15 protein-coding genes are annotated in these 19,719 nt (G+C 48.4%); 5 read left to right on the top strand and 10 right to left on the bottom strand.

Annotated elements, in window-relative coordinates; genetic code table 11:
• Positions 1 to 85: 85 nt before the first annotated feature.
• From dnaN to lpcA, 4 genes are all read left to right on the top strand, one after another.
• A complete protein-coding gene (gene dnaN / locus P6910_RS26640) occupies positions 86 to 1,189 on the top strand; it encodes a DNA polymerase III subunit beta (RefSeq protein WP_317144248.1) in 1,104 nt (367 codons plus the stop codon).
• A gap of 121 nt (positions 1,190 to 1,310) precedes the next feature.
• Complete coding sequence (recF, locus tag P6910_RS26635; protein WP_317144247.1) at positions 1,311 to 2,465, top strand: DNA replication/repair protein RecF; 1,155 nt, start codon at positions 1,311 to 1,313, stop codon at positions 2,463 to 2,465.
• Positions 2,458 to 4,872 carry a DNA topoisomerase (ATP-hydrolyzing) subunit B gene (gyrB, locus tag P6910_RS26630; protein ID WP_317144246.1) on the top strand — a complete coding sequence of 805 codons (2,415 nt, stop codon included), beginning with the start codon at positions 2,458 to 2,460 and terminating at the stop codon, positions 4,870 to 4,872. The genes recF and gyrB overlap by 8 nt, the downstream gene beginning before the upstream one ends.
• Positions 4,873 to 5,018: 146 nt before the next feature.
• Complete coding sequence (lpcA, locus tag P6910_RS26625) at positions 5,019 to 5,597, top strand: D-sedoheptulose 7-phosphate isomerase (protein WP_317144245.1); 579 nt, start codon at positions 5,019 to 5,021, stop codon at positions 5,595 to 5,597.
• A 71-nt stretch (positions 5,598 to 5,668) separates the two neighbouring features.
• On the opposite strand, the gene P6910_RS26620 is transcribed toward lpcA, so the two are convergent.
• The 10 genes from P6910_RS26620 to P6910_RS26575 form a co-directional block, all read right to left on the bottom strand.
• Positions 5,669 to 6,409, bottom strand: coding sequence for a lysophospholipid acyltransferase family protein (locus P6910_RS26620; RefSeq protein ID WP_317144244.1), 741 nt, complete (start codon positions 6,407 to 6,409; stop codon positions 5,669 to 5,671).
• A gap of 16 nt (positions 6,410 to 6,425) precedes the next feature.
• Positions 6,426 to 6,986, bottom strand: coding sequence for a D-glycero-beta-D-manno-heptose 1,7-bisphosphate 7-phosphatase (gmhB, locus tag P6910_RS26615; protein ID WP_317144243.1), 561 nt, complete (start codon positions 6,984 to 6,986; stop codon positions 6,426 to 6,428).
• Between the two features lie 130 nt (positions 6,987 to 7,116).
• On the bottom strand, positions 7,117 to 9,234 hold the full coding sequence (glyS, locus tag P6910_RS26610; protein WP_317144242.1) for a glycine--tRNA ligase subunit beta: 2,118 nt from the start codon (positions 9,232 to 9,234) through the stop codon (positions 7,117 to 7,119).
• Positions 9,234 to 10,199 carry a glycine--tRNA ligase subunit alpha gene (gene glyQ, locus P6910_RS26605; RefSeq protein ID WP_317144241.1) on the bottom strand — a complete coding sequence of 322 codons (966 nt, stop codon included), beginning with the start codon at positions 10,197 to 10,199 and terminating at the stop codon, positions 9,234 to 9,236. The genes glyS and glyQ overlap by 1 nt, the downstream gene beginning before the upstream one ends.
• A gap of 220 nt (positions 10,200 to 10,419) precedes the next feature.
• Complete coding sequence (locus tag P6910_RS26600) at positions 10,420 to 11,868, bottom strand: TrkH family potassium uptake protein (RefSeq protein WP_317144240.1); 1,449 nt, start codon at positions 11,866 to 11,868, stop codon at positions 10,420 to 10,422.
• A 182-nt stretch (positions 11,869 to 12,050) separates the two neighbouring features.
• Positions 12,051 to 13,424, bottom strand: coding sequence for a Trk system potassium transporter TrkA (trkA, locus tag P6910_RS26595; RefSeq protein WP_317144239.1), 1,374 nt, complete (start codon positions 13,422 to 13,424; stop codon positions 12,051 to 12,053).
• Positions 13,421 to 14,797, bottom strand: coding sequence for a 16S rRNA (cytosine(967)-C(5))-methyltransferase RsmB (gene rsmB, locus P6910_RS26590; RefSeq protein ID WP_317144238.1), 1,377 nt, complete (start codon positions 14,795 to 14,797; stop codon positions 13,421 to 13,423). The genes trkA and rsmB overlap by 4 nt, the downstream gene beginning before the upstream one ends.
• Positions 14,797 to 15,744: a methionyl-tRNA formyltransferase gene (gene fmt, locus P6910_RS26585; protein ID WP_317144237.1), complete on the bottom strand. Its 948-nt coding sequence runs from the start codon at positions 15,742 to 15,744 to the stop codon at positions 14,797 to 14,799. Before fmt ends, rsmB begins: the two co-directional genes overlap by 1 nt.
• A gap of 126 nt (positions 15,745 to 15,870) precedes the next feature.
• Positions 15,871 to 16,380 carry a peptide deformylase gene (def, locus tag P6910_RS26580; protein ID WP_317144236.1) on the bottom strand — a complete coding sequence of 170 codons (510 nt, stop codon included), beginning with the start codon at positions 16,378 to 16,380 and terminating at the stop codon, positions 15,871 to 15,873.
• Positions 16,381 to 16,658: 278 nt separating this feature from the next.
• A complete protein-coding gene (locus P6910_RS26575; protein ID WP_317144235.1) occupies positions 16,659 to 18,497 on the bottom strand; it encodes an extracellular solute-binding protein in 1,839 nt (612 codons plus the stop codon).
• 394 nt (positions 18,498 to 18,891) lie between these two features.
• Here P6910_RS26575 and P6910_RS26570 point away from each other — a divergent pair, with 394 nt between their 5' ends.
• Positions 18,892 to 19,668 (top strand): SPRY domain-containing protein, encoded by a 777-nt coding sequence (locus P6910_RS26570; protein ID WP_317144234.1) that lies wholly within the window; start codon positions 18,892 to 18,894, stop codon positions 19,666 to 19,668.
• The last annotated feature ends 51 nt before the right edge of the window (positions 19,669 to 19,719 follow it).

The raw sequence follows: 19,719 nt of genomic DNA, 5'->3' as shown, positions 1-19,719 counted from the left end.
TTTTGATTCAGCCAGCAGATATTTAATGAATTCAGGAAGAAGGTCACTGTGACTTCCTTCCAGATAGCCAAGAGAAAGGAAAGCGATGAAATTTACCATTAATCGGGAAGCATTGCTCAAGCCACTTCAACTGGTGGCGGGTGTTGTTGAGCGCAGACAGACTCTACCTGTATTGTCCAACGTCCTGATGGTGGTGGACGGTGATCAACTCTCTCTGACAGGTACTGACCTGGAAGTAGAACTGGTCGGTAGAGTGACACTGGATGAGGTCTCTGAGGGGGGAGAAATTACCGTTCCAGCCAGAAAGCTGATGGATATCTGTAAATCTCTTCCGGAAAACGCTTTGATTGAGTTTTCCGAGGATGATCAAAGGGTCAAACTGAAAGCAGGCCGTTCTCGTTTTACTCTGTCGACTTTGCCTGCCAATGAATTCCCGAGCATTGACGAAGAACCGGGTTCCATGACCTTTACTATTGGTCAGAGCCGTTTGCGCCGATTGATTGATCGTTCTGGATTTGCCATGGCGCAACAGGACGTTCGTTACTATCTGAATGGTATGCTGATAGAAGTCAGCCAGAATACGCTGCGTTTTGTTGCTACTGATGGCCATCGTCTGGCTATGTGTATAGTTGATGCTGATATTAATCAGCAAGATCGTCATCAGGTTATCGTTCCGCGTAAGGGGATTATGGAGATGGCCCGTCTTCTGACAGAAGGAGACGAGATGGTTCATATTACTCTGGGTGCCAACCATATCAGAGCGAAAACCGGAGACTTTATATTCACCTCCAAACTGGTGGATGGAAAGTTCCCGGATTATGACCGTGTTATCCCTCGTGGTGGTGACAAGATTATTATTGGTGATCGTCAGGAGCTTCGTCAGGCTTTCCAGCGTGCTTCTATTCTTTCCAATGAAAAGTATCGTGGTATTCGCCTGATACTTTCCGATGGGCTGCTGAAGGTAATAGCAAACAACCCTGAGCAGGAAGAAGCGCAAGAAGAGATCAGTCTTGCATACCATGGTGAAACTCTGGAGATGGGCTTTAACGTCAGTTACTTGCTGGATGTGTTGTCTGTTATATCGGGTGAATCCGTCAAGATTACCCTTTCTGATCCTAACAGCAGTGCCCTGCTGGAAGAGTCTGACGCCAGTGATTCCACTTATGTTGTTATGCCTATGAGACTTTAATGAAGGTGTTTTTACCATCATTGAAGGCCTTTTTACTGCTCTGGGCCTTTTCAGAAAAAAAGGCCCTCTTATCATTGAAAGCCATTGTGAAAAGTCTCATCTCCGAAGGTTGTTCAAGCCGATGACGATTCACAAGCTGATGATCAAGGATGTCAGGAATCTGGCATCCGCTACCTTCTCCCCTTCCCCGGATATCAACATTCTCTACGGTCTTAATGGCAGTGGGAAAACCAGTATTCTTGAGTCTATTCATCTCTTGGGTTTGGCTCGATCTTTCCGGAGTGCCAGACTTAAACCGGTCATTCGTCATAAAAAGGGTAAATGCACCGTATTTGCACAAATTCAATCCAATAACGATCGACTGATACCGGTTGGCGTTTCCCGAGATATAGAAGAAGAAAATTTTCAAATTCGGGTCGCGGGAGAAACTCTTAAGTCAACGTCTGAGTTGGCCAGACTTCTACCTTTACAAATTATTAATCCTGATACCTTCAAACTTTTGGAAGGTTCACCCAAGCAAAGAAGACAGTTTCTGGATTGGGGGGTGTTTCACGTGAAACATCATGAATTCTTACCTCTTTGGAAGCGAACTCAAAAAGTGCTTAAACAGCGGAACAGTTTGCTTCGCCATGGTAAAATAACGGGTTCATCCTGCTCATCTCAGCTGTCTGTCTGGGATGTGGAATTGGTAAAAGCAGCTGAGGCTGTAGATCAGCTCAGGCAGCAATACTTTGATCGACTGACACCCGTTTTTCAGGATGTTCTAAGCCAGCTGACCTCGTTAGCTGATATCAAGGTTGGTTATTACCGGGGTTGGGACAGAGAGCGACCTCTAGCTGAGGTGTTAAAAGAAAATACAGTTCGTGATTTTCAGACCGGATACACACAATCAGGGCCACAACGAGCGGATATAAGGGTGCGACTCGAAGGAAGTAATGCCGTTGATATTCTTTCTCGTGGCCAGCTTAAATTAGTCGTTTGTGCGTTAAAGCTGGCACAAGGTTATCTCTTTTCAAAAATGACCGGCAGCCAGTGTGTTTTTCTTGTGGATGATCTACCTTCAGAGCTGGACGTTCCCCACAGAAAAGCCATGTGCAGAATATTACAGAATATGCAGAGTCAGGTATTTATTACCTGCGCAGAGCCGGGCGCACTGGTAGATTGCTGGGAGCCTGAAATTAATCTTAAAGTGTTTCACGTGAAACAGGGATCTGTGAACTTGGAATCTGGGCGTGAGATTCGCCAGACTGAATCGCTGGAGAAAGAGTATGAGTGAACAAAATTACGATGCGTCCAATATTAAAGTACTGAAAGGTCTGGATGCAGTTCGTAAGCGCCCGGGCATGTACATTGGCGATACCGATGATGGTACCGGCCTTCATCACATGGTGTTTGAGGTGGTAGACAATTCAATAGATGAGGCCCTGGCAGGCTTCTGTGATGAAATTGCCGTCATTATCCATCCGGATGAATCCATTACCGTTCGTGATAACGGTCGGGGAATCCCTGTAGATATTCACGAAGAAGAAGGTGTGTCTGCCGCGGAAGTGATCATGACGGTACTCCATGCCGGCGGTAAGTTTGATGACAACACTTATAAGGTCTCTGGTGGTCTGCACGGTGTTGGTGTATCTGTGGTAAACGCCCTTTCCAAAGAGCTCAAGTTGACCATCCGCAGGAATGGTCAGGTTCATCAGCAGGTTTATTCTCACGGTGTTCCACAGGAACCCATGAAGGTGATAGGAGAGACTGAAAAGAGCGGTACAGAGGTTCATTTTGTACCCTCTGAGGAGACTTTTTCTAATATTCAGTTCAGCTATGACATTCTGGCAAAAAGGCTGAGAGAGCTCTCTTTTCTGAACTCTGGCGTTTTTATTCGCTTGATTGATGAGCGTACTGGTAAAGAAGACCAGTTCCGTTATGACGGTGGCCTGAGTGCCTTCGTTGAATATCTGAATACCAATAAGACCAATATCAACAAGGTCTTCCACTTCACAAAAACAAGGGAAGATGGCATTGGTGTAGAGGTGGCATTGCAGTGGAATGATGGCTTTCAGGAAAACATTTTTTGCTTCACCAATAACATTCCCCAGCGAGATGGTGGTACCCACCTTGCCGGTTTCAGAGCCGCCCTGACCCGAAACCTGAACAGCTACATTGAGCGCGAAGGTTTTGCTAAAAACCAGAAAGTTTCCACTTCCGGTGATGATGCTCGTGAAGGTCTCACAGCGATTATTTCGGTCAAGGTTCCAGACCCCAAATTCTCATCCCAGACCAAGGACAAACTGGTTTCTTCTGAAGTGAAAACAGCTGTTGAGCAGGAGATGAGCAGCTATCTTGCGGATTATCTGATGGAAAACCCACAAGAAGCCCGAGCAGTTGTAAACAAGATGCTGGATGCAGCCAGAGCTCGTGAAGCGGCCCGTAAGGCCCGTGAAATGACCCGCAGGAAAGGTGCCCTGGATATAGCAGGACTGCCCGGAAAGTTGGCTGACTGCCAGGAAAAAGACCCTGCTCTCTCCGAACTTTATATAGTGGAGGGTGACTCTGCGGGCGGCTCTGCCAAACAAGGTCGAAACCGGAAAACACAGGCCATCCTGCCACTGAAAGGTAAGATCCTGAACGTTGAAAAAGCGCGTTTTGACAAGATGCTTTCCTCCCAGGAGGTCGGCACCCTTATTACCGCAATGGGGTGCGGCATTGGTCGCACTGAGTTTAATATTGAGAAACTGCGCTATCACAACATCATCATCATGACCGATGCCGATGTTGACGGCTCGCACATTCGAACCCTGCTGCTGACATTCTTCTTCCGTCAGATGCCAGAGCTGATTGAAAATGGCTATGTCTATATTGCTCAGCCACCTCTCTATAAAGTGAAGAAAGGCAAACAGGAGCAATACCTGAAAGACGATATTGCACTGGATGACTATTTAACCCAGTCTGCCCTGGAAAATGCCACGTTGCACGTCAATGAAAATGCACCGGGTATTGGTGATGAAGCTCTGGAATCTCTGGTAAAAGAATACAGAAAAGTCATTGCGACCATTGAGCGTCTGTCTCGCATTTACCCTTCTGAAATCATGAAAGAGATGGTTTATCTGGATGCCGTTTCCCAGGAAGACTTGAAAGACCAGACAAAAATGCAGACCTGGCTGGATACCCTGAATACTCGCATTCAGGAGCTGAAGCTGGCTGGTCGTGAGATGAGTTTTGAGCTGTTTGAAGACCGGGAGCATCAGGTATGGTTACCCAAAGTCACCATCGTTTCCCACGGTGTACCCACGGAATACATCTGGAATGTCGACTTCTTTGGTTCCGGTGACTACGGCTCGATCAAAGCTCTCGGAGCCAAGCTACAGGGGTTGCTGGAAGAGACCGCATTCATCCAGAAAGGTGAGCGCAAAAAGGCGGTACAAACCTTCGAGGAAGGTCTGGAGTGGCTGATGACTGAATCTACCAAACGCCACAACATTCAGCGCTACAAAGGCCTGGGTGAGATGAATCCCGAGCAGCTTTGGGAAACCACCATGGATCCGGAAGTACGAAGAATGCTGAAGGTGACCATTGAAGATGCTATCGCAGCTGACCAGATCTTCAATACATTGATGGGTGATCAGGTTGAGCCTCGCAGAGACTTTATTGAGTCTAATGCGTTGAACGTGGCTAATCTCGACATTTAATTACCCCATCGTTGCAGGTCCGGGGGCCACTTGAAAAAGTGGCTCTGAGCCTAATCTATTAATCCCCTTCCAGGCAAATAAAGTTATGCTGCGGCGTTAATGCATCAGCAGTATACTTTAGGCCTCTGATTTGACAGTTGATAACCATGTACCATTCAGTAATTCGTGCAGAACTCGAAGAAGCCCAGCAGGTTCTGGAGCGTTTTCTCAATGATGAAACCTGTATTGATGCCATAGACCGTGCGGCGAACCTGTTGGCGGAATCCTTTAAGCAGGGTGGAAAGGTTATCTCCTGTGGTAACGGAGGCTCTCATTGCGATGCCATGCACTTTGCTGAAGAACTGACTGGTCGCTATCGTGATAACCGTCCTGCCTACCCGGCCATTGCTATCTCTGATGTCAGTCACCTTTCCTGTGTCTCCAACGATTACGGTTATGACTATGTATTCTCACGTTATCTGGAGGGTGTGGGCTTTGAAGGTGATGTACTGTTCGGGCTCAGCACCAGTGGTAACTCTGGAAATATTTTAAAAGCGGTTGAAGCAGCCCGAAAAAAAGGGATGAAAGTGATTCTTCTGACGGGTAAGGACGGTGGGAAAATGGACGGTCTGGCGGATATAGAAATCCGCGTACCCCACTTCGGTTATGCTGACCGCATTCAGGAAATTCACATCAAAGCCATTCACATCATCATTCAACTGATTGAAAAACACATGGCTGCCTGATACTAATTTGATAAGGCTCTAAATCATTCATCACCTGTCTACCCTATCCGGTGATGAATGATGTTTTTTGCTTAAACCTGTTTCGACTTCCCGTTAATGTTATCGAGTGTATTGGCAATCCAGCTCTGAGCCTCATTATTAATCTCCAGTGCCGTCCTGTCTGTGGTTTCTATGACCGTTCCTATATGAAGCTGAATGGTACCGGGCTTTTTCAAAAAGCTGTTCATAGGCCAGCAAGTAGCGGCATTATGGGCAATGGGGAGTACATTAACACCGGCCTTTCTTGCCAGATTGACACCACCTCTTGAGAACTTGCCTAACTGGCCATCAGGGTTGCGGGTCCCTTCCGGAAAAATGAGAACCCAACGGCCATCGTGTAAAGCAGCAGTACCCTGCTCTGCTACATCATTTAATGCGGCCCTGGGATCATCACGATTAATAGCGATCGGTTTAATGAGTCTGATGGACCAGCCAAAGAATGGAATTTTTAATAACTCTTTTTTAAGAACCGGAGCTTGAGGACTGAAAAGCATCTGCAGAAAAAACGTTTCCCAGGTGCTCTGGTGATTACTGATCATGACACAGGGGGTATCAGGAATATTTTCCTTCCCGTGTACTTCATACTTTATCCCACAGATAAATCTGGCCAGTCCCATAGCCATCACCGCCCAGTACTTTACCAATAACTTGTGGCGTCTATTCACAGGAACAAATGGAATAGCAAAAAACAGTAAAATGGACCAGAAAACAGTAAAGGTGGCCAACAGAAAATAAAATAACGCTGTTCTTGTATATTGAACGACGATTGTCATTTAAAACCTATCTTGTTTATCCTTGAATACTGACCTGTGAAGATTCGAGAATAAAGCGGCTAAATGTGGCCAGGTCTTCGAATACGGGTACATTATTGAGACCTTCTCCTTTATTCATCGTTCTGACGCCCTTGCCGGTTTTCACCAGAGCTACATTACATCCCATTGCCTGTCCTGCCTGAAGATCTCTAAGCGAATCTCCGACCACCCAGGCAGATGATGCGGATATGTTCAGAGCTTCTTCGATCTGTTCAATCATGCCAGGCAGAGGCTTTCTACAGCGACATTGATCGTCAGGGCCATGGGGGCAGTATCGAATACAATCTATCTTGCCACCTTCCAAGGCTAACAGATCCTGCATTTTTTGATGCATGGCCTCAAGGGTTTCTTCAGTAAAGTAACCTCTGGCAAGGCCTGACTGGTTGGTTGCAATGGCAATGGAATACCCTGCCCTGCTCAGTCTGGCGATGGCTTCAATACTGCCTGGTATAGGAATCCACTCAGCCACCGAACGAATGTAGTGATCGGAGTCTTTATTGATGACGCCGTCGCGGTCAAGAATGATCAGTTTACTCATAATTTCAGTCAGCAGGCTTCATACCTGAAATACTTTTCCAACAGATAGAAAAAGTGCGGCATAAATGCCGCACTCCACTGTATCAAGCTTTGATCAGAATTTCTGCAACAAAGGCAGTCCCGAGTGCAACCTATAGTAATGAAATATCTGCAACGTGTAAGAAAAGGCTGCGTAATTGTTTCAAAAGTGCATAGCGGTTCAAACGAACCTGCTCATCTTGAGCATTGACCAATACTTCATCAAAGAAGCGGTCTACAGAGTCCTTCAGTGGTGCCAAGCTTTCCATGGCGACTGTGTACTGTCTCTGTTCCACAATCGGTGCGACTTTTTCTTTGCTGTCGGCCAGCGCTGTGGCCAGAGCCTTCTCTGCAACTTCTGTCATCAGTGCAGGGTCAACAGAGTCAGGAATGACCAAATCACCGGCTTTCACCAGAATGTTGGAAACACGCTTGTTAGCTGCAGAAAGGGTTTCGGCTTCGTCCATCTGGCTAAAGCGATGCACTGCCTTGACACGTTGATCAAAGTCGAAGGGGTGAGAAGGTTTCAGGGCCTTAACAGACAGGAAGACTTCAACAGGAATCTGTTCGTCCTGATACCAGGAGCGGAAACGCTCCAGCATGAAATCCAGAACAGTTTCTGTCAGCAGTTCATTATTTGCTAAAGGTTTTCCGCTGGCTGCTGGCAGCTCAACCCCTTGTGATTGATAACCTTCGACAGACTGGTTAATGAGATCACGCAGGTCCAGATCCAGCTTCTTCTCAACAATAATTCGCAGGACACCCAGGGTAGCTCTTCTCAGAGCAAACGGATCTTTATTGCCTGAAGGTGGCTGATTGATGCCAAAAATGCCGGTGATGGTATCGATTTTGTCAGCAATCGCTACGGCACAACCTGTCAGGTTAGAGGGGAGTTCATCACCTGCAAAGCGTGGCATGTACTGCTCGTTCAGAGCGAGGCATACCTCTTGTGGTTCGCCATCATTTTCACCGTAGTATTGCCCTATGATGCCCTGCAGCTCCGGGAATTCCAGAACCATTTCTGAAGTCAGATCTGATTTGCAGAGTTCTCCGGCACGGACAGCCAGAGGTTCCTGCCCACCTTCCTGTTTAGCGATAAAACCCGCCAGTTTTGCAATACGGTCGCTCTTATCGAACAGCGATCCCAGCTGCGCCTGGAAAACGATGGATTTCAGGGTCTCCCTGCGTCCTTCAAGCGTGGTTTTTTTATCTGTGTCAAAGAAAAATTTGGCATCTGCGAGGCGAGGTCTTATTACCCGTTCATTACCGGATACTACGTATTCAGGCTTCAGGCTTTCGATATTTGAAATGGTTATAAAATGGGGAAGCAGTATTCCTTTAAGAGACGGCTCTTTTGATAGGACGTGGAAATACTTCTGATGCTCCTTCATTGAAGAGATCAGGGCTTCAGCAGGCACTTCCAGGAATTCATCATCAAAACGACCGGACAGGGCAACAGGCCACTCATTCAACGCGGTCACTTCATCCAGAAGATCTTCATCGATAACCGCTTCGCCACCTAATTCGGCAGCCAGTTCTGTTACCTGTGTTTTAATAAGACTGCGTCTTTCCTCAAAGAGAGCCATCACCTTACCCTGCTGTTTCAGGAGGTTCTGATAATCGGCAGGCTGATTAATGGTCAGGGGCTCGTTCGCATGGAATCGATGGCCTCGAGTTTGATTACCTGATTTCAGGCCCAGAATTTCGCAATCGACTACCTTGTCACCCATCAGCATGACTAACCAGTGGACAGGGCGAACAAACTCGGTGCGTTTTGCGCCCCAACGCATTCGCTTGGGAATAGGCAGTTCATTCAGAGACTGACTGACCATGTCTGGCAGTAGTTGAATGGTTTCGGAACCCTGCTGAACTCCACGGTAGACAAGCCAGCCACCTTTATCGGTTTCCAACTTTTCCAGCTGATCAACAGATACTCCGTTAGAACGGGCAAAACCTTCGGCGGCTTTGGTGGCCTTGCCTTCTGCGTCGAAGGCGGCCTTTATCGCAGGGCCGCGGCGCTCAAGCTGCTGATCAGGCTGAGCCGTTTCCAGTCCTTTTATCAGCAAAGCCAGACGACGAGGTGCGGCAAAGGCTTCATAACTGTCAAAAGACAGTTGAGCACTCTTCAGGCGATCAACAATGCCCTGGGTGAAAGCCTTGGAAAGGCTTTTAAGCGCTTTTGGAGGCAGCTCTTCTGTTCCCAGCTCGACCAGGAAATCTTTCTGAATCATTACTTCTTCTCCTGTGTCTTGCTGGCTTTCAGACTGGCCAGAACTTCTTCACGGATATCTTCACTGGCCAGTGGGAAGCCGAGGTTATGGCGAGCGTCAAAGTAGGCTTTGGCTACAGCTCTGGCGAGCGTTCTGACTCGCAGAATAAAGCGCTGACGCTCTGTCACCGAGATGGCGTGCCGGGCGTCCAGAAGGTTGAATGTATGGGAAGCTTTCAGGACATACTCGTAGGCAGGCAGAGGCAATCCAGCCTCGACCAGACGTATGGATTCACCTTCATAAAAATCGAACTGATGGAACAGTTCCTGAGTGTCAGCCTGTTCAAAGTTGAACGTAGACATCTCTACTTCCTGCTGATGGAAGACGTCGCCATAAGATACTATGCCCTGTGGGCCTTCAGTCCAAACCAGATCGTAGACGTTATCAACACCCTGAATATACATGGCCAGACGCTCAAGGCCGTAGGTGATCTCGCCAGTCACCGGATAGCACTCAATACCACCCACTTGCTGGAAGTAGGTGAACTGTGTGACTTCCATGCCATTCATCCAAACCTCCCATCCCAGACCCCAGGCGCCCAGTGTGGGGGATTCCCAGTTGTCTTCTACAAAGCGAAGGTCATGAACCAGGGGATCAATGCCCAGCTCTTTCAGGGAGTCCAGGTAAAGTTCCTGAATGTTATCCGGAGAAGGTTTCATCACCACCTGGAACTGATAGTAGTGCTGAAGACGGTTTGGGTTCTCACCATAACGACCATCCGTTGGACGACGGCTGGGCTGCACATAGGCAGAATTCCAGTTTTCCGGACCGATAGCGCGAAGGAACGTCGCTGGATGGAAGGTGCCTGCACCCACTTCCATGTCCAGCGGCTGCATAATGACACAGCCCTGGCGAGCCCAGAACTGCTGAAGGGCCAAAATAAGGCCCTGGAATGTCTTGATATCAGGCGTGCTTTGAGAAGTCACAGTACTACCTCATGGAGGCTCAAATTAGGCTTTAATTTTCTGGAAACAGCAGCGGATTATAACGTTTTGGCTCTTGAGCGGATACCGTTGTATCCCTCTGGAAATGAGGTCCTTGTGTATAAGAGAGCAATAATATCCGGAAAACTCCACGGGACAGGATCATGGAGTTCTGAAGAAAATGTGGATAAGCTGTTAGCTATTGTGAATAACTTTTCTCGTTTCAGTATTTCCAGAATGTGGGTGTGAACAGTACCAGCAGCGTGAAGATTTCCAGACGACCCAGCAGCATGGCAAAACAGAGAATCCATTTTGCTGTATCAGGGAGCGTGCTGTAGTTTTCGGCGGCTTCTCCCAGAGCGGGGCCCAGGTTATTCATGCTGGAAGCGACGGTAGAAAAAGCGGTAGTCAAATCAACACCTGTTGCCATCACAGCCAGTATCATAACCGCAAACAGGAATACATAGGTGGCAAAGAACCCCCAGACCGCCTCACCGACTCGACTGTGAACAGCCTTGCCACCCAGTTTGATGGAGTAAACAGCGTTAGGATGAACCAGACGACGAAGTTCTCTTACTCCCTGTTTGAAGATCAGCAGCACACGAATCACCTTAATCCCTCCTGCCGTCGAGCCAGCACATCCCCCGATAAAACTGGTCATAAAGAGAAGGAGTGGCAGGAATGTTGGCCAGGCTGAGAAACCGCTGGTGGCATAACCGGTGGTCGTGGCAGCAGAAACCACTTCAAAAATACCGTAATCAAGGGAGTTTGCCAGATCATAAGTGGCAGAGAGGTAGAGGCCTGCCACCGTAATCAATGAAACCACCAGAAGGATCAGCAAGTAAGTGCGAAACTCGGGGTCTTTCCAGTAATGGTAAGTAGATTTGTTGCGCCAGGCGAAAAAGTGGAGGGCAAAGTTAACACCGGCTACCAGCATAAAGAAGGTAGCCGTGGCATTAATCAGTGGTGATTCAAAATAGCCAATACTGGCATCATGGGTTGAGAATCCACCAATGGCTATGGTGGAAAAGCTGTGGCTCACGGCATCAAAAAGGTTCATACCTGCCAGCCAGTAGCCCAGTGCACACACTGCCGTTAATGTCAGGTAGAGAAGCCAGAGTGCTTTCGCGGTTTCCTTAATTCGGGGCGTCAGTTTGTTGTCCTTTATCGGTCCCGGCGTTTCTGTCCGATACAGCTGCATCCCACCGACTCCCAGCATGGGCATTATAGCGACAGCCAGAACAATGATACCCATGCCTCCCAGCCACTGAAGTTGCTGGCGATAAAAGAGGATCGATTTGGGCAGGTGATCGATGCCCGTCAGTATTGTAGCGCCAGTGGTGGTCAGGCCCGACATGGACTCGAATACGGCATCAGTGACACTGAGTTCTGGGTCTGTCATTAATAAAAGTGGCAGGGAACCCATGCCTCCCAGGACCACCCAGAAAAGAACGGTGATAATAAAGCCGTCGCGGGGGCGAAGGTCCGATTTAATTTTTCTAAAGGGAAACCAGAATAAGAAACCAATAAGAAAAGTCAGAAAAAAAGTATATAAAAACAGTGAAATTTCAGATTCCCCATAGATCATCGCCACTGCCAGAGGCGGAAGACTGGAGAAGCTGAATAGCATCAAGAGAATACCCAGGACGGGCAAAACGACAGAAAACTGCATAAGACCCTGTTTTTCTAGTTATACAGACAACGGCCATGCCGTCTGATTCAATTATCAATAAGTACACAAGACTGGTACTACCCCATCGGACCCCCCAGATGTGGTAATACCTCCAGTCATGGGTGTCATTTTTCAAGTCGGGTAAAAAATAAACCGCTGACTCTGATGTCGAAATGTATCGTTTAAAAGAACCCCAGTCCAACCTGAAACAGTTGTTCTACTTCGTGAATACGTTTCTTGTTGGTCAGGAACAGAATGATATGATCCCCGGACTGTATACGGGTTGTGTCGTGTGCAATCAACACTTCATCGTTTCTGACTATGGCTCCGATGGTTGTTCCGGGGGGCAGCTCGACCTGCTGAACCGTTTTACCGACGACTCTGGATGAATTTTCATCGCCATGAGCAATGGCTTCAATGGCTTCTGCTGCACCACGACGAAGTGAGTGAACATTGACAACATCCCCTCTTCGTACGTGTTTGAGAAGACTGCCGATGGTGGCCTGCTGTGGAGAAATCGCAATATCAATTTCGCCGCCCTGGACCAGATCAACGTAAGCAGGATTATTGATCAGGGCCATGACTTTTCGGGCGCCCAGTCGTTTGGCCAGCATAGCGGCCATGACGTTGGCTTCATCATCGTTGGTCAGGGCACAAAAGACATCCGTCTCTTCGATGTTTTCAGAAATCAGCAGCTCTTTATCGGATGCATTGCCGTTGAAAACCATGGCTTTGATCAGAGTCTCAGACAGGAACTGACAGCGCTCCATATTCTGCTCAATGATTTTTACCTTGAAATCATTTTCAGCCGACTGGGCGAGGCGCAAACCAATGTTACCGCCACCGGCAATGATGATACGTTTGTAATCATCATCAAGCCTCTGCAGTTCACTCATGACAGCCCGGATATGACAGCGGTCGGCGATGAAGAACACTTCATCGTCGGCCTCGATCACGGTGGTCCCCTTGGGCATGATGGCCTTACCACGGCGGAAAATGGCAGCCACACGGGTGTCAACGTTAGGCATATGTTCACGCAGGTAGCGCAACTCCTGGCCGACCAATGGACCGCCATAATAAGCTCTCATGGCCACCAGCTGGGCACGGCCATCGGCAAAGTCGAGAACCTGAAGGGCACCGGGGCGTTCAAGAAGGCGTCGAATGTAGTTGGTCACCACCTGCTCGGGGCTGATCAATACGTCGATGGGCATGGCATCATCGCCAAACAGGTTTTCCCTGTTCAGGTAAGCCGCCTGGCGAATACGGGCAATCTTGGAAGGTGTGTGAAAGAGGGTATAGGCAATCTGGCAGGCCACCATGTTCACTTCGTCGCTGTTGGTTACCGCCACCAGCATGTCGGCATCATCAGCACCGGCCTGTTTGAGTACAGAGGGGAACGAGGCCATACCCTGAATAGTCCGGATATCAATACGATCCTGCAACTCTCTGAGAAGCTCTCCGTTGGCATCCACAACCGTGATGTCGTTCTCTTCATTGGCCAGGTTTTCAGCCAGGGTTCCGCCTACTTGTCCGGCACCGAGAATGATGATTTTCATAGACTTTCCTGATGGCTTTTTATTGGCTGAAGGCTGTTTGTCTGCTCAGAGCGTTCAACGGTTTCGTCAGAATCATTGTCCACTTTTTTCAGCAGGCTGTAGAAAAAGCCGTCACCTGAACCGGGTAGAATCTGTCGGCCAAAGCCAGTATCCAGTCCCCATTCTCCCGGAAGGGGTTGCAGTTCGGCATCTTCCTGATGTTCGAGGAAAGCGGCAATCTGTTTGCTGTTTTCAGCAGGCATGATAGAACAGGTTGCATAGAGCAGTGTGCCACCGGGTTTCAGCAATGACCACATGGTATTAAGAATCTTGCCTTGAAGCTCGGCCAATGCGTCAATGTCTTCGGGTTTGCGAAGCAGTTTAATATCCGGATGGCGGCGGATGACACCGGTTGCTGAGCAGGGAGCGTCCAGCAGAATATGATCGTAACTCTGTCCATCCCACCACTGCTCGGGCTGAGTAGCGTCACCGGTCATGAGCCGGGCTTTCAGGCCAATACGATCCAGATTTTCCTGCACACGAGCCAGTCGTTTCTCATCTATATCCAGAGCATCGAGTTCAATACTCGGAAACATTTCTAGCAGCTGGCAGGTTTTGCCTCCCGGAGCACAGCAGGCATCGAGAACCTTATCACCTTCTTTAACAGGCAGCAGGTTTCCGGAAAGCTGAGCGGATTCATCCTGAACACTGACCACACCGTCCGAAAAGCCGGGCAGCTGATCCACCGGGAGGGCCCGGGTCAGGGTTATTGCCTGGGGGGATACCAGAGAAGACGAAGCCTGGATGCAGTCATCCAGTAACTTTTTCAGGTATCGATCACGCTTTAAATGCCGCTCATTGACCCGCAAGGTCATAGGCGGAGACTGATTATTGGCCCGGGTGATATCCTGCCAGTGCCCCGGCCAGGCCTTGCGGATCTTGCCGACCAGCCATTGGGGGTGAGCTGTGAGACAGATGTCGTTGGATTCGGCCAGTGCATTAAGGGTTTCTTCCTGACGCTGGGCGGAACGTAGAACACCATTGACAAGCCCCCGGGCCCAGGCTTTCCCAATCATGCGGGTGACCTGAACGGTTTCTCCAATAGCGGCGTGTGCTGGAATGCGGGTATAGAACAACTGGTAGAGCCCTACCAGAATCAGACTGTGAATAGTCTGTTCTTTTGATTTCAGTGGTTTGTCCATCAGGCTACTGAGCCAGTTCTCCAGCCGAAAATAGTAACGCAGTGTGCCGTAAGAAAGCTCTGCCAGAAGCGGTTGGTCTTTCTTGCGCAGACCTTCCTGATATTCTGGTAATACCTGGCTCAGGGATTCACCGGAAACAACACGGCTGATTACTTTGGCTGCCGCCAGTCGAACGGAAGATTGTTTAGCCATCAGTTGAATTTTTTCCCCGGTACAAACATATCCCTGCGGCTGTTGAGCAGGTCCTGTACTGGCATGGCACGGCTGCCAGATAACTGCACGTTAGTGAGACGCAGTATGCCTTCTTCAGTAGCAATATCCAGGCCTGATTTGTCAGCCTTGATCAGGGTACCGGGAGCCAAATTATGGTTTCCTGTAACAGGCTTTGCCTCCCAGACCCGAATGGTGTTCCCTTCCAGCTCTGTTGTCGCCACTGGCCAGGGGTTGAATGCTCGTATCAGACAATCCAGATCAGTTGCTGGTCTGTTCCATTGAATACGGGCTTCGTCCTTGCTCATTTTATGGGCGTAACTGGCATTGCCATCATCCTGCTTTTTTGCACTGATAGTACCTTCAGCAACGGCATTAACGGCTTCAATCAGAGCCGGCTGCCCTACTTCGATCAGACGGTCATGCAAATCGGAAGATGTGTCTGTTGTGTGAATCGGGCAGCGGGCTTTAATCAGCATATCGCCAGTATCCAGACCCTCATCCATCTGCATGATGGTGACACCGGACTCTTCATCACCCGCAGCAATAGCTCGCTGAATAGGGGCTGCACCACGCCAGCGCGGCAGAATTGATCCATGCACATTGATGCAACCAAAGGTTGGAATATCCAGAACACTTTTCGGAAGTATCAGACCATAGGCCACTACAATCATCAGATCGGGCTTGAGCGCAGCGAGTTGTTCCCGGGCGGCTTCATCTTTTTTCAGAGAATGTGGCTGAAACACCGGGATCTCATGTTGCAATGCCAGCGCTTTCACCGGGCTGGGCTTGAGTTTTCTGCCCCTCCCTGCCGGTCTGTCTGGCTGGGTGTATACGGCAATGACTTCATGCTGACTGTCCAGAACCGGCTGAAGGTGGGCGCTGGCAAAATCCGGAGTACCGGCAAAGACAATACGAAGACTTTTCATTGGGTTTTCTAAAGGCTCGACAGAACGATTGGGATGGCGGCGATGATAGATAAAGTAAGGGCCTGAGTAAAATCTGAGTCTCCCGGAGCGACTGTTCCTGCATCTTCCGGGAGATCATCAGAGTCATTAAGCTGTGGCAAGGCGCTTGTTCTTCACCAGCTTCTTGCGAATACGTTCCTGCTTCAGGCGGGACAGATAATCCACAAACAGTTTGCCATTCAGGTGATCCAGCTCGTGCTGTACGCAGACAGCAGCCAGACCATCGAGGTCTTTTGAGTACTCGTTTCCGTCTCTGTCCAATGCGGTCAGACAAATCTGAGCCGGGCGATCCAGCAGCTCGAAGAATCCCGGGATGGACAGACAGCCTTCAGACAGATCCGTCAACTCTTCGGTTAGAGGTTCGAATGTTGGATTGATCAGAACCATTGGTTCGTTGTTATCATCGGAAAAGTCCATCACCACAATACGCAGATGGATATCGACCTGAGTGGCCGCCAGACCAACGCCTTTGGATTTGTACATGGTTTCCAGCATGTCGTCGACGATTTTACGAATATCGTCGTTTACATCGGCCACGGGCTCAGCAATGGTGCGAAGTCTTTCGTCAGGGTATTGGAGGATTTCAAGAAGCGCCATGCGGATTCTCAAGCTGTTTTATTAAATTAAAAAGTAATTTTAAATTTCTTTTAGGTATATAGGTAGTTTTAAGTGCGAATGTTCCATTTTTAAGTGCTTATTTGCGGTCAGGCGATGAACTTTTAGAGGTGATATCTGTGTTTTAAGCGATGTTGTCGGGGGAAATGATTAGATGGTCACGGGCTCAAGAAGAGTGCGGCATCGGAGTGTGCTTTCCATGGTCTAGCAAGTGCCTGGTAATCAGTCAGATATCGGCAAGCAAGGTCAAGTTTGGGTGCTCAGGGCTTTTGCCACCAGGTGCTGAAGCTGGTGGTGTATTCCGGCAGTTGCTCGGGCCAGCCAAATTTGTCCCAGTGTGCCACCCTCATGTAAGTGGAGTGCCACTTCGGGATGCCGTAGTAGTTCCATAGCAGCACCCGGTCCAGTGAGCGTATCAGCGTTTGGAGTTCTTGTTGTGAATTCACTTCAGTCAGTTTCTGAAGGAGTTGATCTACGACCGGATGGTCAATGCCGGCAAAATTTCTGGAGCTATTGTCATTGGCCCGGCTTGAATGGAAATAATCGATCAGTTCCAAGCCCGGCGAGAGTGTCTGCGGCAGTAGTTGTGCAATCATATCAAAGTCCCGGGATCGCATTCTGGCGTAATACTGGCTGGAGTCCATGACCGTGTATTTCATGGTGATTCCGATCGACTCGAGGTTTTTCTTGAAAGGCAAGAGATAGCGGTCAGTAGCGTGAGTGGTTTCAATAAACTCAAAAACAAAAGGCTGTTGAGTGATGTTGTTGATCAGCTGATTGTTTTTCAGGGTCCAGCCTGCTTCATTCAATAGGGAAAGGGATTGTCTCTTTTGTTTTCTTAGCTGTCCATCTCCAGACGTTATGGGAAGAAGAAATGCCTGAGTGACAATCGGGTTCGGTAATGAGGGAGTTAATGACGACAGTAGCTTCTGCTCGGCCAGAGTTGGCTTATCAATAGCTCCCAGAGAGCTGTTGGGAAAGTAGCTGTGAGAACGACGGTAGGCATTATGAAAGATCACCCGGTTCGTCCATTCATAATCAAACATCAGGGTAATGGCCTGGCGAACCCGGACATCCCTGAATAATGGACGACGGGTATTGAAAAAGAAAAAGCTGCTGCCGTAAGCCATCTGGTGGGGAATGGTTCGTTTTTTTATACGCCCGTCGATGACTGCGGGGAAGTCGTAGGCGTACTGCCAGTTCTTGGCGACGACTTCAAGATGCAGATCGTGCCCACCGGATTTGAATGCTTCCATGGCCATCTGAAAGTCGCGGTAGAAGTGTATGATCACCGTGTCGAAATTATATTTTCCCTTGTTAACGGGTAAGTCCCTGCCCCAGTAATCCTTGACTCTTGAGAACACAATCAGCTTGCCGGGTTCCACATGGCTGACTCTGTAGGGGCCGCTGTTCAGAGGAGGCACCAGGGTTGATTTATCGATGGCCCTGTTCTTCCAGAAGTGGGCTGGCAGAATGGGAAGCTCTGCTGCGTGGAATAACTGTTGGCGGGAACCCGGCTGTTTAAAGTTAAAGCGGACTTTTCTCTGGCCCAGTGCCTCCACCGAAGCGATAGAGTCCAGTTGCATTTTGTATCGGGGGCTTCCTTTTTCACTGAGGGCTTTGAATGAAAAGATGACATCTTCCGAAGTGATCTCATGCCCGTCATGGAAACGGGCTTCGGGGCGAAGGTTGAAGATAATCCATTGATTATCATCAGGGTATTCAACGCTTTCAGCGATCAATCCGTAGGCCGATCTGGGTTCATCTCCCGAAGGCGCATACTGTCCTGATCCTACCATCAATGGCTCGTTCAACTCGGTAAAGCCATAACGCATGTAGGCGAATGAAGGCAGGCCGGAAAGTGTATTGCCCTGGGGAGCGTATGGGTTCAATGAGTCAAAGGTACCATGGGCAAACAGGCTGACAATTCCTCCCTTGGGCGCTTGGGGATTCACATAGTCAAAGTGCTTGAAGCTGGCCGGGTATTTAAGGTCGTGAAAACGCGACAGGCCATGTGACTTGTGAATGGTCACCTCTCCAAAGAGCAGCGAGCTAAGCAGTAATAGCCAGCCAGTTAGAAACAGTCCTTTTGTGTTCATTTTTTTATTGAAAAACCTATGAAAGTCTAATCCCATCGCTCCATTATTAAAGGGGCACCAAGCACCACCAAGTTCACCAATAAGATACAACCATCTGATTGTCAAATATATACCACATTCTAATTAATGGTTGGCACGACTTATTAATTTTTTAAAATCAGAATGTTATCGATGGAGTGGCAAAAATTCGGGCAAAAAAGGAACTTTTTCAATTTAAAGTTATCAAAACAAATAGTAATTAATTAAAGGGGATGTGATTATGAATCCACCAAGCCGTATTTCACAATATTTGTCGTGTTTGCCAATATCGTGTCTAAGTTCCAGCTCCCAGACCAGTCAAGGAACCACAGCTCGACATCGCAATACTTTTTGGAAAGGAAGGAAAGTTGATAAAATGGTCCCATTGCCGGAGTGTGGTCATACATCCCTATCTTTAAAAGCCATGGAACGTCAAAATGGTAATAATTTCTTCATTCCCACCATTTGGGATAAAGCCAAAAGCGGCCGTTATATTCACATCTTCGAGGATGAGCCAACAAAATTAGTACGCCTTGACTGTTTTAGGCAAAGAACAGAGATTGCCATGACGGATACCGGCTTTTCGAAAGGCATTCATATTCTGGACATTGAATGGCCGACATTTAGGCGAGGCTCTCATCCGGTAATTGGGGTCGCACTGGCTGGAACCCCTGACCATGGAATAGGAAACACAAACCTTCTTGGTAGCACAGAGTCCTCATGGGGTTGGGATATAATAAACAACAAACTGCTTCATAATGGCCAAACTATAGGCAATTACCCCAAAGACGAATCAAACAGTACATTTGCAGCGCCGAAAACGATAAGCTGCATAATAGATATGAATGCAGGGACCGTCGGCTTCAGAATCAACGGGAAGTATTTGGGAGATGCGTTTTCGGGGCTAAAGCATAAAACCGTTTTTCTGGCTGTGAGCGTTACTTGTATTGGCGCAAGGATCGCCGTCAAATATATCAAAGGCTCAAATACCCCCCTTTCGCTACAAGAACTGTCAAAGTTGTCAGTCAGAAGTCGGGTTCAATTTGAAGAGCAGATTGACCACCTTCCTACCGCTCCACCATTAAAGAAATTCATTGCTGGTAAAGAAGTGACAGACGACGTAAAAGGTTACGATAGCAATAGCATCCAGTAAAGCATATAACCTTTGCTGGCAGCTTTAACAGGTATTTTCATCACTTTATTC

The sequence above is a fragment of the Endozoicomonas sp. 8E genome, from assembly GCF_032883915.1.
Classification (GTDB): Bacteria; Pseudomonadota; Gammaproteobacteria; order Pseudomonadales; family Endozoicomonadaceae; genus Endozoicomonas_A.
This window is presented reverse-complemented; position numbering and strand designations above follow the sequence as displayed.

Excerpts from the sequence above, each read along its gene's own strand:
- dnaN (WP_317144248.1), top strand. The coding sequence starts at position 86 with ATGAAATTTACCATTAATCGGGAAGCATTGCTCAAGCCACTTCAACTG.
- recF (WP_317144247.1), top strand. The coding sequence starts at position 1,311 with ATGACGATTCACAAGCTGATGATCAAGGATGTCAGGAATCTGGCATCC.
- gyrB (WP_317144246.1), top strand. The coding sequence starts at position 2,458 with ATGAGTGAACAAAATTACGATGCGTCCAATATTAAAGTACTGAAAGGT.
- lpcA (WP_317144245.1), top strand. The coding sequence starts at position 5,019 with ATGTACCATTCAGTAATTCGTGCAGAACTCGAAGAAGCCCAGCAGGTT.
- P6910_RS26620 (WP_317144244.1), bottom strand. The coding sequence starts at position 6,409 with ATGACAATCGTCGTTCAATATACAAGAACAGCGTTATTTTATTTTCTG.
- gmhB (WP_317144243.1), bottom strand. The coding sequence starts at position 6,986 with ATGAGTAAACTGATCATTCTTGACCGCGACGGCGTCATCAATAAAGAC.
- glyS (WP_317144242.1), bottom strand. The coding sequence starts at position 9,234 with ATGATTCAGAAAGATTTCCTGGTCGAGCTGGGAACAGAAGAGCTGCCT.
- P6910_RS26600 (WP_317144240.1), bottom strand. The coding sequence starts at position 11,868 with ATGCAGTTTTCTGTCGTTTTGCCCGTCCTGGGTATTCTCTTGATGCTA.
- trkA (WP_317144239.1), bottom strand. The coding sequence starts at position 13,424 with ATGAAAATCATCATTCTCGGTGCCGGACAAGTAGGCGGAACCCTGGCT.
- rsmB (WP_317144238.1), bottom strand. The coding sequence starts at position 14,797 with ATGGCTAAACAATCTTCCGTTCGACTGGCGGCAGCCAAAGTAATCAGC.
- fmt (WP_317144237.1), bottom strand. The coding sequence starts at position 15,744 with ATGAAAAGTCTTCGTATTGTCTTTGCCGGTACTCCGGATTTTGCCAGC.
- def (WP_317144236.1), bottom strand. The coding sequence starts at position 16,380 with ATGGCGCTTCTTGAAATCCTCCAATACCCTGACGAAAGACTTCGCACC.
- P6910_RS26575 (WP_317144235.1), bottom strand. The coding sequence starts at position 18,497 with ATGAACACAAAAGGACTGTTTCTAACTGGCTGGCTATTACTGCTTAGC.
- P6910_RS26570 (WP_317144234.1), top strand. The coding sequence starts at position 18,892 with ATGGTCCCATTGCCGGAGTGTGGTCATACATCCCTATCTTTAAAAGCC.